The organism is Lentzea terrae (assembly GCF_003265345.1).
GTDB classification, from domain to species: domain Bacteria; phylum Actinomycetota; class Actinomycetes; order Mycobacteriales; family Pseudonocardiaceae; genus Lentzea; species Lentzea terrae.
This window is the reverse complement of the sequence record NZ_QFWW01000026.1, coordinates 457,778-471,318: the sequence shown is the minus strand read 5'-3', so window position 1 is coordinate 471,318 and position 13,541 is coordinate 457,778. Positions and strand designations below refer to the sequence as shown.

Genomic DNA, 13,541 nt, shown 5'->3' with positions numbered 1-13,541 from the left:
GAACTACAGCGTGCCCCACGAACGGTGAAATGACTGTCAGGGGGTCGTTGCGAAGACCGCGCCGGCGTTCTGCGGCGAAGGCGGGGCAGGCGCGTCGCTCTCCGGCGTGGTGAACGCGAGCGCGCCGAGCAGCATGCCGCTCACCACGACCCCGGCGCCCTGACGCGCGCGGCGGCCGCTGAACCAGCCGTTGCTGCCCAGCGGTCTGGACGACCCCAGCACGGGGCCGGAGCCGAACGCGGGCTTGTCGGTGCGTTGCACGGCGACGAACTGACCGTCCTCGGTGATCGCGAGCCCGTCCGGTGCGGACGGCAGGTCGACCTCCTGCGGGATGGCTCCGAGCCGGTCGAGCAGCGACGCCGACGCCGTGGGCGCCGATGCGGTGCGCACGGCTGCACGCGCCTGCTGCTGCGTGTAGGTCTCGAAAGCGCAGAAGCCACAGCGCTGGATGTGCGCGGAGGCACGCTCGTGTGCGACCGAGGACAGTTCCCCGTCCACGAACGCGACCACGGCGTCCGGCAAGAGGTGCTGCTCAGGCAGGCCCCAACCACGGAGGTCGGTCATGCAGAGTCCTCCAGCAACGATTCCCGGCGACGACGTTCGAGCGCGACCTTCAGAGCCTGGCGGCCCCGATGGATCCTGCTCCTCACGGTACCCATCTTCACCCCGAGCGTGGCACCGATCTCCTCGTAGGAGAGTCCTTCCACGTCGCACAGGACCACCGCGGCGCGGAACTCCGGCGGGAGCTCGTCCAGCGCGGCCTGCAGGTCGGGGTCGAGATGGTTCTCGTCGTAGATCTCCTCGGGGGACAGGTCGTCACCCTCGAGGCGGTCGTTGTCCTCGGGCAGCGCCTCCATGCGCACGCGCGAACGCCTGCGTGCCATGTCGAGGAAGAGGTTGGTGGTGATGCGGTGCAGCCACCCCTCGAAGGTGCCCGGCTTGTACGACGCGAGCGACCGGAAGACGCGGATGAACGTCTCCTGGGTCAGGTCCTCGGCGTCGTGCTGGTTGCCGGTCAAGCGGTACGCGAGCCGGTAGACGCGGTCCGCGTGCTCGCGGACGATGGAGTCCCACGAGGGCGGCGTCCAGTCGGCCGTCTCGATGGGCGCGACGGCCTCCGGCGAACTCGACTGCGTGCGCATCAGGTGTTTCGGCACCTCCAGGTGGGCCGCCCGGCGACCCTTATGCGGCTCAACGGGCGACGGGTCCGGCTTGTTCCCGACTAGAGCCTGGCTTCTTGCTTACGTACCTTCTCCTGCTCCCTTTAAACGATCGTGAGAGCAGGCTGAGAGCACCCTGAGAATCTCGGTTCGGGCCGTGTTCACCCGTTTTGGGCACGCCTGGCACTAACCTGCGTACCCGTGACAGCGGAATCGGCCCTGCGGGAGTACGTCGAGCAGTACCTCCCCGAGGACGACGTGCACCTGGCAGCACGAGCACGCGGCCAGGAACTGGGCTGCGTGCCCATCGGTGCCGGCGGAGGTGCCGCGCTGCGGTTCCTCGCGACGGCACTCCAGGCCCGCGCGGTGGTCGAGATCGGCACCGGAGCGGGCACGAGCGGCCTCTACCTCCTGGCGGGCATGCCTGCGTCGGGCATCCTGACCTCGATCGACGTCGCACCCGAACATCAACGCGCCGCCCGCGAGGCCTACGCGGCCGCCGGCATCTCGCCCTCGCGCACCCGCCTGATCATGGGCAAGGCGCTGGACGTGCTGCCCCGGCTGACCGACGCGGCGTACGACCTCGTGTTCGTCGACGCCTACAAACCCGAGTACCCGCAGTACCTGCAGCACGGTGTCCGCATGCTGCGGCCAGGTGGGGTCATCGCGTTCGACAACGTGCTCTGGCACGGCGCCGTCGTGGATCCCAGCAAGCGGGACGAGTCGACCCAGGCGATGCGGGACATCGCACGGCTGGTGAAGGAGGACGACCGCCTCGTTCCGGTCATCCTTCCGCTGGGCGATGGACTGCTGGTCGCCGCACGCAAACCCTGAGTGCGCCGATAAGCAATTCGGTTGGCCCACCTGAGTGATGCGGTAACAGCGCATCGCGGCAATTCGACGTGCCCTCTGCAGGGTCGGGGATCGTCCATTCCCCGAAAGGGGCTCAGGTGAAACTGAAAACAGTACTGGCCGCGGTGACGGCTGCCTTCATACCGATCATCGGAGTCACCACTCCGACAGCGCTCGCCAACCACACCTGCTGGGTCGACGGCTTCAGCATGCCCACCTCCACACCCGGCGGGAGCTGCCGAAACTCGTTCGTCCTCGATCCGGGCTACGACCAGCTGCTGTCACGCGAGGACATCATCCGGCACGGGGACTACTACCAGGCGAGGGGCTTCCACCCCAATTTCCTCTGGTACGCGCGCCTGGAGGACCGGCAGTTCAACGACCACAACAGCGTGAATTGGTCGGGATGCAAAGACGGCAACTCGACGGTCGACGTGCCTTGCGCACCACACCTGTTGGAATTCCACCCCGTTGTGAACCCTTTCCACAACCGACCCGTCACCATTCCCGCGCTCAGCTTCGGCAGCAGCTTCATCGGCCGGGCCTGCGGCAACTTCTCCGCGGACACGTCCGCGAAGCCCGTGCCGGTGATCAGCGGCCACAAGTACCACGACGCCAACCGCAACGGCGTGCGCGACGCCGGTGAGCCCGGCCTCGCCGGCTGGACGATGACGCTCCACCGCGACCGCACCGACGCAGGTCAGGGCACTGGTGTGGTCACCACGACCACCACCGACGGCAACGGCTACTACGAGTTCCGGATGGACGGGCACCTGCCCGGCGACTACGCGATCACCGAGGAGAACCGCGCCGACTGGACCCGCACCTCAGGTCCTGAACGCCACGGCGTACACGTGCCGATCGGTGCCGGCGCCGCCGAGTACCGGGGCCGGGACTTCGGCAACGTCGAGACCAAGGCCGACGCGGTGAAGGTCGCGTTCGAGTTCGTTGACCCGCCGGCCGAGATGACCGCGGACACCACCCACACGCTGCGAGTTCGCGCATTGCTGGAGAACCGAGGTCCTGCGCCGATCATCGATGTGGTGGACGCGATCACGGCGGCGGTTCCACCGGACTGCTCCCTCAGCTACCTGACGCCCCCGCAGGTGAGTCGGCAGCTGGTGCTCGGCAGACCCGTCGAGGTGATCTTCGAGCTGGGTACGGCCTGCTCCCAGCCGAGCTTCCACCGCTTCGAGTTCTCCAACACGCTGGTGGTCGTCACACCTGGCGTGACTGATCCGGATGTGTCGAGCAACCACAGGATCACCGGTGCCACCATCGCGGTGATCGACGAATCCGACGTCGGCATCGACAGCACCCGGCTCGACTGCGCGAGCCGCACCTACGTGCAGGACCACTTCGAGTGCACCGTCACGGCCGTCGCGATCAACCGCGGTGACCACTACCCGGCGAACACCGATGTCAGCCTCGGCCTCACCGGCCCTGCGGACTGCACGTCGACCCCCGCCACCGCCACGGGCCATGAGGTGTCGATCGGCAGAGACCCGGTGACCGTCTCGTCGAAGTGGGACGTGACCTGCGCCAACCGCAGCTACCACGACTTCGCGGCAACCTCGCGTGCCACGCTCGACCACCTGCACGTCATCGATCCCGACGCCACCAACAACGAGGGTTCGGCGACCGACCGGGTCGAGGTGTTCGAACGGGTCGACCTCTCGGTCAGCGACATCCGCCTGACCTGCACCGAACGCCAGTACCAGACCCGGACGTTCGACTGCACGACCACGACGACGGTCGCGAACGCCGGACCGGCCGACGCGGTGCAGACCCTGACCACGGTGACGTTCGCAGCACCGGCCGACTGCACGATCACCCCGAACACCGGCCAGCAACAACAACATGTCCTCAACGCCGGCACGACCGCCACGTTCACCAAGGACTGGGCGGTGTCGTGCACGGAGGACCGCAGGCATCTGCTGTCCACCACCGCGGTGATCGCCGCGAACGAGCCGCACCCCGAGGACACGAACCGCGCCAACGACGTCCGCTCGATCGACTGGGTGCCGCCGGACGTGAAGCCGCGCAGCTTCCCCAGCTCGATCAACATCAAGAAGGAGGGCCTCGTCCCGGTGGCGATCCTGTCCACCGCGGAGTTCGACGCCCCTACGCGAGTCGACCAGACGAGCCTCACGTTCGGTGCCACCGGCCTGGAGCAGAGCTTCGTCCGGTGCGGGGCGCCTGAGGACGTCAACGACGACGGCCGGGCCGACCTGGTGTGTCAGTTCGACACCGCCAAGACCGGTCTGACCTGTGGCATGACGACGGCGACCCTGATGGGCCGCACGGTCGACGGCCGGCGGTTCGAAGGTCAGGACGACATCAAGCTGACGGGCTGCTGACTAATAAGCCCGGACGCCCTTGCCGAGGACCGTGACGCCGCCCGCGGAAACGGTGTAGCGCTCACGGTCCATCGGCGCGTCCACGCCGATCAACGCCCCGTCGGGCACCACGACGTTCTTGTCCAGAATGGCCCGCCGGACCACCGCGCCCTTGCCGATCCGGACGCCGGGCAGCAGCACCGAACCCTGCACCACGGAGCCGACCTCGACCGTCACGTCCGAGGAGATCACCGAGCCGTGGATCTTCCCGGAGATGATCGAGCCGGGCCCGACCATCGAGTCCTCTGCGGACCCACCGGCGATGAACTTGGCCGGCGGCAACGGCGGCGTGGCCGTGCGGATCGGCCACAACTGGTTGTACAGGTTGAAAATCGGATGGACCGAAACCAGGTCCATGTGCGCGTCGTAGTAGGCGTCGATCGTTCCCACGTCACGCCAGTAGCCGCGGTCGCGGTCGGTGGCGCCGGGAACCTCGTTGTCCTGGAAGTCGTAAACGTGCGCCTTACCCCGGTCGACGAGCATGGGGATGATGTCGCCACCCATGTCGTGGTCCGAGTCCGGGTTCAACGCGTCGCCGCGCAAAGCGTCGAGCAACGCCTCGGTGGTGAAGACGTAGTTGCCCATCGAAGCGAAAGTCACGTCCGGATCGTCCGGCACGTGCGGCGGCTCGGACGGCTTCTCCAGGAAGCGCGTGATCTTGCCGGACGCGTCCGAGTCGATGCACCCGAAGGCCTTGGCCTCGGTGCGCGGCACTCGGATACCGGCAACCGTCACGGCCGCACCGGACTCGATGTGCTGCGAGATCATCTGACCAGGGTCCATCCGGTACACGTGGTCGGCACCGAAGATCACCACGTGGTCCGGCTTCTCGTCGTGGACGAGGTTCAGCGACTGGAAGATCGCGTCGGCGGATCCCGTGTACCAGCGTGGACCCAGACGTTGCTGGGCCGGCACCGGGGTCACGTACTGACCGAGCACATTGGACAGGCGCCACGTCGTCGAGATGTGGCGGTCCAGCGAGTGCGACTTGTACTGCGTCAGCACGCAGAGCTTCGCGAGCCCCGCGTTGACCAGGTTCGACAGCACGAAGTCGACCAGCCGGTAGTTGCCCCCGAAGGGCACAGCCGGTTTCGCGCGGTCGGCCGTCAGTGGCCACAGGCGCTTGCCTTCACCACCGGCAAGCACAATTCCGAGAACGTGCGGCTGCCCCTTCACGGTATGTGACCCTATCTGTGCGATCGAGCTTCAACCAGACGCAAACGGCTTTGTCCCAACAAGTACCGCTGTGATCTACGGTGGGTGCGTGCGAGTTGCGCTCATGACGCGGGAGTACCCGCCGGAGGTCTACGGCGGCGCTGGTGTGCACGTGGGATTCCTCGTGCCCCATCTTCGGGAGCTCGTCGACGTCGACGTGCACTGCTTCGGTGCGCCCCGCGGAGACGCGACGGCTCACAATCCACCGCACAGCCTGGAGCAGGCGAACGCGGCGCTGACGACCCTCGCGGTCGATCTCGAGATGGCGCAGGCCGTGTCCACGGCGAACCTCGTGCACTCGCACACCTGGTACGCCAACATGGGCGGTCACCTGGCCAAACTGCTGCACGGGATCCCGCACGTGGTGACGGCGCACTCGCTCGAGCCGCGCCGGCCGTGGAAGGCGGAGCAGCTCGGCGGCGGGTACCGGATCTCGTCGTGGGCCGAGCGCACCGCATACGAACACGCCGACGCGATCATCGCGGTGAGCGACGGGATGCGCGCCGACGTACTCGACGCCTACCCCGCGCTGGATCCCGCGAAGGTGCACGTGGTGCGCAATGGGATCGATTCCACCGCGTACCACCCCGTGCAGGAGACGGATGCGCTCACCACCCGCGGCATCGATCCGGACAAACCGATCGTGGCGTTCGTGGGACGGATCACCCGGCAGAAAGGTGTCGGGCACCTGGTCGCCGCCGCGCACGAGATCGACCCGAGTGCGCAGATCGTGCTGTGCGCCGGCGCGCCGGACACCCCGGAGATCGCGGAGGAGACCCGGCTGGCGGTGCAGGAGCTCGCCAAGGCGCGGACCGGCGTCTTCTGGATCCAGCAGATGCTGCAGCCCGCCGAGGTGCGGCAGATCCTCAGCCGCGCGACGGTCTTCGTGTGCCCGTCGGTATACGAGCCGCTCGGCATCGTGAACCTGGAAGCGATGGCGTGCGGCACGGCGGTCGTCGCGAGCGACGTCGGCGGCATCCCCGAGGTGGTCGTGCACGGCGAGACCGGACTGCTGGTGCACTACGACGAGCGTGATTTGTCGACATATCGACACGGCTTGGCGCAGGCAATAAATGAACTCATCTCGGATTCCGCACGGGCCGAGCGTTTCGGCGCCGCTGGGCGCAAGCGCGCTGAGCAGGAGTTCTCCTGGTCGACGATGGCCGAGCAGACAGTCGAGGTATACCGCAGCGTGATTTGAGTCACATTCACAGAGGGCAACCCCAAGGTGTGAACGCCGCCTTTAACCAGTAGTGACGTTTCGACTTCAACTGGTGAGGGGCGCGAGGACTGTGCGTTGTGCGGTGCTGGGTCTGGCGGTCCTCCTCGCAGTGACTGGTTGCGCCGCCACAGCCCCCAAGCCACAGCCCACAGCCGTCCAGCTCAGGGTCGACGGCATGAAGCTCGCCGACGCCGCTGACTTGCAGGCACAGGCCGAGGCGCAACTCGCGTACACGCTGGAGTACGGCTACGTGGCACGGGCGGGAGCGGCGGCGGTCAGCTGCTGGTTCGCCAAGACCGGCGTGGAGTCCGAGGTGGACAAACGGCTGTGGTGCGGGCCGGTCCAGGTCCCCGGCACCGGCGCGAGCACCGACTGGGTGCCCGTGCCGTTGAAGGAAGTCGCCAAGGACGGTGACGAGGTCCGTTACGAGGTCCAGTCGCCGCAGGTGCCGGAGAAGGGCCACCGCAGCACGCCGGGCGGCAAGCTCGTGCGCACCGACGGCAAGGAGTTCGACCCGTCGAAGCAGCAGGACCTCACGGCCGGCCGCGACTTCCTCGCCGTGCTGCCCGACGACGGCAAGCGCCCCAACGCCGACCTCGGTCTTGGCAACGTTGACATCAAGCTGCGCGACGACCTGCTGGCCATCTCGGCGACCGGCTGGGCGAACCCGGACATCTGGTACACCGCAGAGGGCACCCTGCGCGCCGAACCGGGTTCACGGCTGCGCGTCGTCCGGATGAAGGTCGAGAAGCTCTGGGAGATCGACAGCGGCTTCCACCGCACGAACTGGCAGGGGTTCGCCCCGCAGCCGTCCGAGCTCGCCCTCGAGGTGCCCGGCAAGCGCCAGCTCCTGCCGGCCGACCGCCTCCCGGCCAACGGCTCGGTGTTCGTCGTCTACACGGTCCCCGACCCGCAGGAGGGCACCGAGGTGCTCGCCCTCGGCTCGCTCGGCGCCAAGTCGCTGGAGCAGCGGGTCGAGATCCCGACCGGCAAGCGCACCGACAACCCGCCGCACGTGCTGCGGCGCGCCGCCGGTCCCGCCCAGTTCCAGGAGCCGACGCAGAAGATCCGCTTCGGCGGCAACGCGATGGGCATGAAGATCACCGGCCTGAAGCTCGGCAGGCAGCGCCCGGTCAAGCTCGGCGAGAGCCAGTACGACCTCGCCACCATCTCCGCGCCGGACAAGGCGCTGCTGGAGGTGCGGATCGAGGCCACCGGCGACCTGCCGGACACCGCGGGCGGCAACGTGACCAAGGACCTGATCACCGTGACGCTGCCGGACGGCTCGACCGCCCAGCAGGTCGGAGCCCGCTACGACGGCGGCCCGCTGCCGTTCGCGGTCGTGGTCGAGATCCCGGCGGACACCCGCTCGGTCTCCGTGGGCCTCGCGGAGGGTGCGGTCGAGCTGCCCAGGCTCGGTCGCCAGCTGATCTCACCGGTCGACTCGCGGATGACCCTCGCGTTGGAGTTCTGAACCAGCATGGCCGCCAGGACCAGCCACCCGATGATCACCAGCACCAGGCCGATCCAGCCCCACTCGCCGTACGCGGTGCTGCCGGACGTGCCGCCGATGCTGCTGCCCACGTAGAACCCGCACAGGTACAGACCGGCCGCGTGGCCGCGCGCGTTGGCCGGCGCCCGCGCGCCCACCCAGCTGCTCGCGATGGCGTGCGCGCCGAAGAACCCCGCGGTGACGACCGCCAGGCCGAGCGGCACCCACACCAGGCTCGCCAGCGTGCCGAGCGCGACGACGCCGATGGCCATCAGCAGCACCCGCCCGCGGCCCAGCCGGTCCGACAGCCTGCCCGCGAACGCCGCCGAGGTGCTGCCGAACGCGTAGAACAGGAACACCAGCGACTCGAGCCACGACGGGCCGGTGAGCTGGAAGCCCGCGACGTTGTAGAACGAGATGAACGCGCCGACCAGCAGCACCGCGACGACGTACAACGACAGCAGCACGGGGTCTTTCAGCGCGGCCTTCATGCCACGAGGAGCCTGCTTCGGCCTGGCCTGAGCGCGCGGCAGGAAGAAGACCACGACCAGCGCGGCGACGAGTCCGATGACCCCGCTGAGCAGGATCGAGCCCCGCCACCCCAGCCAGTCGACCGTCGTGCCCGAGAGCAGCCGGCCGACCATGCCGCCGATGCTGTTGCCGGCGATCATGGCGCCCATCGCGGCACCGAGCTTCTTGCTGCTCAGCTCGTCCGCGAGGTAGGCCATCGACGCCGCCGGCACCCCGGCCGCCGCGACGCCCTGCAGCACCCGCAGCACCAGGAAGAGCTCGTAGTTCGGCGCGAACGGCAGCACCACGCCGAGCACGCCCGCCAGCAGCACGCTGACCACGATCACCGGGCGGCGGCCGATCCGTTCGGACAGCATGGCCACCGGCACGACCACCACGGCCAACGCCAGCGTCGCGGCGGACATCGCCAGCGACGCGCCACCAGGCCCGAGCCCGTACTCCGCCGCGATCTGCGGCAGCACCGGCTGCGGTGCGTACAGCAACGCGAAACTCGCGAGCCCGGACGCGGCGATGGACGCGGTCAACCTGTTCACACACTTGACGCTAAGCCATACGTCCAATACGGAAATGCGGCAAAATCAATTCATGGATGAATTGGAGCTGGCCCCGAAGCTGGCGGTGCTGAAAGCGCTTGCCGCTGACGAGCACGTGACTCGCGTCGCAGAACGCGTCGGGCTGCCCCAGCCGACGGTCAGCCGCTGGCTCGCGGAGCTCGGCGATCAGCTCGGCGCCCCGATCGTCGTGAAGACCGGACGCAGGGTGCGGCTCACCCGCGCCGGACGTCTCCTCGCCGACGCCGCAACGCGTTCGCTGGCCGCACTCGAACCCGGTCTGCGCGAGGTGGAGGAGGAGCTCGACCCGGAGAAGGGCAGGGTCGTGCTGGGCTTCCTGCACATGCTCGGCCGGTCGCTGGTGCCGGAACTGGTCCGCGGCTTCCGCGCCGAGCACCCGCACGTCCGGTTCGGGCTGGTCCAGAACGCCCGCTACACCGTGGTCGAGAAGCTGCGGCAGGGCGAGATCGACCTCGCCCTGGTCGCGCCGCCGCCGGACGGTCCCGAGTTCGAGTCGACGGTCCTGTTCGAGCAGGAGCTGATCGTCGTGGTGCCCTCCACGCACCGGCTCGCCACCAGGAAGGCCGTGCGGCTCAAGGACTTGGAGCACGAGGACCTGATCCTCTTGGAGCACGGCTACGGCCTGCGGCAGATCACCGACGACATGTTCGCGGCGGCCGGATTCTCGCCGAAGATCGCGTTCGAGAGCCAGGAGATCGAGACGGTGCGCGGCCTGGTGGCGGCGGGTCTCGGCGTCGCACTGCTGACGCACGCCGAGACCACACCGCCGGCCGGACTCCGGGAACTACCGCTGACCCCGCGAGCAAGTCGCGTCTTCGGGCTGGCGTGGTTGAAGGACCACCCGTTGCCGCCCGCGGTCCGTGCGTTCCGCGAGCACGCGCTCAGGACTCACGACGTCCAGGCTTGAGTTCCTGACCACGTCCGCAGGTACGACTCGGCACCGCCGAGCATGTCCTGGACGAGCTGGTCACCGCCGAGCTGACGGACCTTCTCGACCCAATCCGGCAACAGACCGATGTGCGCGCCGCCGTCGACGTTGATGTCCCAGACCCGCTCGCCGGTGCGCTGCCGGTCGACCAGCGGGCCCTCGGGGTAGCTGCGGAACGGGTAGGTCACGCCGGTCTGCGGTGCCGGGTGCGAGCCGACGCCGTTGTAGTCGGAGCCGAACCCGATGCCCACGTCGTACTTGCGCCGCAACGACTCGTACGCCCCCGCCTGCGCGACATAAGTCCCGGGGTCGTTCTCGTAGCCCGCCACGAACCCGCCGAGCTGATAGACCTTCTCGGTCCACTGCGCGTCCATCCAGCTGTGGCTGGAGACGATGCCGGGGTACTTCTTCTGCGCGGCCAGTTCGAGCGTGCGACCGGCGGCCTTCACGCTCATGTGGTCGATCTCGATCATCATGTGCCTGCGCATCATGCCCTGCACCGCGTACTCGCCGAGCGACGTCAGACCGCGCACGTTGCACCGCTTCGCCGGGTCGTAGGCCGGCGCGACTGCAGAGGCCGGGATCAGCGCGTTCGGGCCCACGGTGCCGATCGGGTTGTCCTGCTGCGGTCCCTTGCACACCTCGGTCTGCCACCACTGGCCGGTGCGCAGGAACTGGCCGGCGTTGATCACGCCGCCCTGCGTGCCCGAGTCGAACCGGACGCCGCACAGCGCGTTGTCGAACTTGTGGCACAGGAACGCGCTGCGCACGCCGAGCGCGTACACCTCGTCGAGGCCGCGGTCGATGTCGCCCTTGCCGCACAAGGGGATGTCGAGGAACGTCCGGCAGCCGAAGAGCTCAGAGGTCTCGATGCCCAGCACCACCGCGAGCTTGCCCTGCTTGATCACGTCCCTGGCCTGCTCGGACGACGTGACGATGCGGAACCAGCCCTTGCCCGGCCCGCCGAACATCTTGTCGATGAACGCCTGCAGCTCGTACGTGCGCTGGGCCTGCAGCCGCACCGAGGCCATCTCGTCGCACGGCCGGTCCTTGAACGGGTGGATGATGCACAGCGTCGCGTTGCTGGTGAGGTCCTGGACCAGCACGCGCTGCCCGCCGCGCCACGCCCGTTCCAGCCAGGCGTAGTAGTTCTGCTGGTGCGAGACCGTCGTGTAGGACGGCCAGTGCTTGAACGTCGGCCAGCCCACCGGGTCGTGGCCGTCGAAGTCGCCAGTGACGATCGCCTCGAAGATCGCGCCCAGCCCGGCGGGGTGGTGCTCGGGACAGTCCTTCAGCGCGTCCGCGATGCCCTGCTCCGAGAACGGCTTGCCGCAGATCAACCGGCCGCCGAAGCCCTCGTTGGTCATGAGGTGGTTGTGCGCGTCGACGAACCCGCGCACCTTCCCCGCGCCGTCCGTGCCCTTGAACGGCTCGCCCGTGACGTTGATCTGCGAGTCCGGCGCCGGTCGTGCCACCGGCTCCCACCAGGGCGCGCTCGCGCTCGCGGGTGTCAGCGCCGATAAGACCAACGAGGCGGCGAGAGCCAGGCGAAGTAACACGAGCGCTCCTCTACGACGGTGTGAAGGCGCTCACATCATGCCGTGGAACTTCGCCGTCTCGTATGGCCGATCGTAGGGACTAACGCGAAAAGTTTTCGGCAAGCTCGATCAGCGTCCGCGCCCCGAAGCCCGTGGCGCCCGCGACGACCTCGTCGTAGACCTTCTCCGACCGAGCCGGGCCCGCGATGTCGAGGTGCGCCCACGGCACGTCACCTGCGAACTTCTGCAGGAACAGCGCCGCCGTGACGCCACCCGGTCCTGGCGGGCACTGCTTGTAGTCCGCGATCTCGCTGGTGACGGCGTCAACGTGCTCCTCGAGCAACGGCATCCGCCACCACTTCTCGCCGACGTTCGCACCGGCGTCGATCACGCTCTTGGCGATCTCGTCGGACGACGTGAACACCGCACCCGTGCGCAGGCCGAGCGACACCTTCATGGCACCGGTCAGCGTCGCCACGTCCACGATCAGGTCCGGCTTGAGGTTCTGCACGGCGTACGCCATCGCGTCGGCCAGCACCATGCGGCCCTCGGCGTCGGTGTTCTGCACCTCGGTGGTCGCGCCGCCGTAGTGCCGCACGACGTCGCCTGGGCGGTACGACGTGCCGCTCACGTGGTTCTCCGCGCACGGCACGAGGCCGGTGACCCGGATCGGCAGCTGCCGGCGCGCCACGGCCAGCAGCGCGGAGATCACCGCGCCACCGCCGGCCATGTCGGTGCGCATGAGGTGCATGCCGTCGGCGGGCTTGATCGAGATGCCGCCGGTGTCGAACGTGATGCCCTTGCCGACGAACACCAGGTGCGGGCCCGTGGTGCCGTACTTGAGCTCCAGGAACCGCGGCGGCCGAGCCGAACCGCCGCCGACCGCGAGCACGCCGCCGAAGCCCTGCTGCTGCAGCCACTTCTCGTCGCGCACCGTGGCGGTCAGGCCGTCGACCTTGTCCGCGAGCTTGCTGGCGGTGGTCGTGAGCCAGCGCGGGTCCTTGACGTTGGACGGCGTGTTGGCGAGGTCACGCGCCAGCGAGGTGGCGGTGGCCAGCGCGTGGGCCTTGAGCGCGGCCGAGGTCAGCACCTCTTCGAAGCCGGTGTCCGGCGTGATGAGCCGCAGCGAGCCGACCCGCTTGGGGCCGTCCTCACCGGTGACCTTGAAGCGGTAGCCGCCGAGCGCGGCGCCCAGCACGAACGCGCGCACCTTGTCGGCGTCGAAGTCGGGGGTCAGCAGCACGTCGGCACTCTTGGGGGCGTCCTCACCGCTCAGCGCGCGCACCAGTGCCGCGCCGGCCGTGCGGTAGTCGCTGTGGGTGCCGATGCCCACACCGAGCGTCCAGGCCTCGCCGTGGCGGACCGTCTCACCCGCCTTGCCGGTCAGTTCGGAGACGTCGATGCCGTCGCCGCCCGGTCCGAGCGCCGGTCCGGTGGCCGCGAGCACGACCGTCGGAACGTTGCGGCGCGAGGTGGTGGCCACCTCGACGTCCACGAGCTTGGTTGGCACTGACGGAACCGTCGACCCCACGACTGACCCTCCCCTATGGCATTAACGACCGTTCAGTCAACACCAGGTGCTGTGGCCGCCGACTTTCGCCCCGTATTTCGACGTTCAGACGGGTGCATCGC

10 protein-coding genes are annotated in these 13,541 nt (G+C 68.6%); 4 read left to right on the top strand and 6 right to left on the bottom strand.

Going from position 1 to position 13,541, the window contains the following annotated elements:
- Nucleotides 1-36 precede the first annotated feature (36 nt).
- Nucleotides 37-564, bottom strand: coding sequence for an anti-sigma factor (locus DI276_RS33855; RefSeq protein WP_232837095.1), 528 nt, complete (start codon nucleotides 562-564; stop codon nucleotides 37-39).
- Entirely contained in the window at nucleotides 561-1,142 is a 582-nt protein-coding gene (gene sigE, locus DI276_RS33850; protein ID WP_112271480.1) for an RNA polymerase sigma factor SigE, read from the bottom strand. The genes DI276_RS33855 and sigE overlap by 4 nt, the downstream gene beginning before the upstream one ends.
- A gap of 219 nt (nucleotides 1,143-1,361) precedes the next feature.
- On the opposite strand from sigE, the gene DI276_RS33845 reads away from it, so the two are divergent.
- Nucleotides 1,362-1,994, top strand: a complete 633-nt coding sequence (locus tag DI276_RS33845; RefSeq protein WP_112270954.1) for an O-methyltransferase — start codon at nucleotides 1,362-1,364, stop codon at nucleotides 1,992-1,994.
- A gap of 116 nt (nucleotides 1,995-2,110) precedes the next feature.
- Nucleotides 2,111-4,372, top strand: coding sequence for an SdrD B-like domain-containing protein (locus DI276_RS33840; protein ID WP_157985096.1), 2,262 nt, complete (start codon nucleotides 2,111-2,113; stop codon nucleotides 4,370-4,372).
- Here the strand turns inward: DI276_RS33840 and glgC are convergent, their stop codons facing one another.
- On the bottom strand, nucleotides 4,373-5,587 hold the full coding sequence (gene glgC / locus DI276_RS33835) for a glucose-1-phosphate adenylyltransferase (protein ID WP_112270950.1): 1,215 nt from the start codon (nucleotides 5,585-5,587) through the stop codon (nucleotides 4,373-4,375).
- Nucleotides 5,588-5,675: 88 nt separating this feature from the next.
- Between glgC and glgA the strand changes: the two genes are divergently transcribed.
- On the top strand, nucleotides 5,676-6,827 hold the full coding sequence (gene glgA / locus DI276_RS33830; RefSeq protein WP_112271478.1) for a glycogen synthase: 1,152 nt from the start codon (nucleotides 5,676-5,678) through the stop codon (nucleotides 6,825-6,827).
- A gap of 1,332 nt (nucleotides 6,828-8,159) precedes the next feature.
- Here the strand turns inward: glgA and DI276_RS33815 are convergent.
- Nucleotides 8,160-9,404: an MFS transporter gene (locus tag DI276_RS33815; protein ID WP_112270943.1), complete on the bottom strand. Its 1,245-nt coding sequence runs from the start codon at nucleotides 9,402-9,404 to the stop codon at nucleotides 8,160-8,162.
- Between the two features lie 52 nt (nucleotides 9,405-9,456).
- On the opposite strand from DI276_RS33815, the gene DI276_RS33810 reads away from it, so the two are divergent.
- Nucleotides 9,457-10,350: a LysR family transcriptional regulator gene (locus tag DI276_RS33810; RefSeq protein ID WP_232837094.1), complete on the top strand. Its 894-nt coding sequence runs from the start codon at nucleotides 9,457-9,459 to the stop codon at nucleotides 10,348-10,350.
- Here DI276_RS33810 and DI276_RS33805 read toward each other — a convergent pair.
- Together DI276_RS33805 and DI276_RS33800 are read right to left on the bottom strand one after the other, a co-directional pair.
- Nucleotides 10,332-11,846 (bottom strand): amidohydrolase family protein, encoded by a 1,515-nt coding sequence (locus tag DI276_RS33805; protein ID WP_198681069.1) that lies wholly within the window; start codon nucleotides 11,844-11,846, stop codon nucleotides 10,332-10,334. The two genes, DI276_RS33810 and DI276_RS33805, sit on opposite strands and share 19 nt — an antisense overlap.
- Nucleotides 11,847-12,009: 163 nt before the next feature.
- Nucleotides 12,010-13,419 (bottom strand): leucyl aminopeptidase family protein, encoded by a 1,410-nt coding sequence (locus tag DI276_RS33800; RefSeq protein ID WP_232837093.1) that lies wholly within the window; start codon nucleotides 13,417-13,419, stop codon nucleotides 12,010-12,012.
- Nucleotides 13,420-13,541 lie beyond the last annotated feature (122 nt).

Bases quoted from the DNA above. Each gene is read 5' to 3' on its own strand.
- DI276_RS33855 (WP_232837095.1), bottom strand. From the start codon at position 564: ATGACCGACCTCCGTGGTTGGGGCCTGCCTGAGCAGCACCTCTTGCCG.
- sigE (WP_112271480.1), bottom strand. From the start codon at position 1,142: ATGCGCACGCAGTCGAGTTCGCCGGAGGCCGTCGCGCCCATCGAGACG.
- DI276_RS33810 (WP_232837094.1), top strand. From the start codon at position 9,457: ATGGATGAATTGGAGCTGGCCCCGAAGCTGGCGGTGCTGAAAGCGCTT.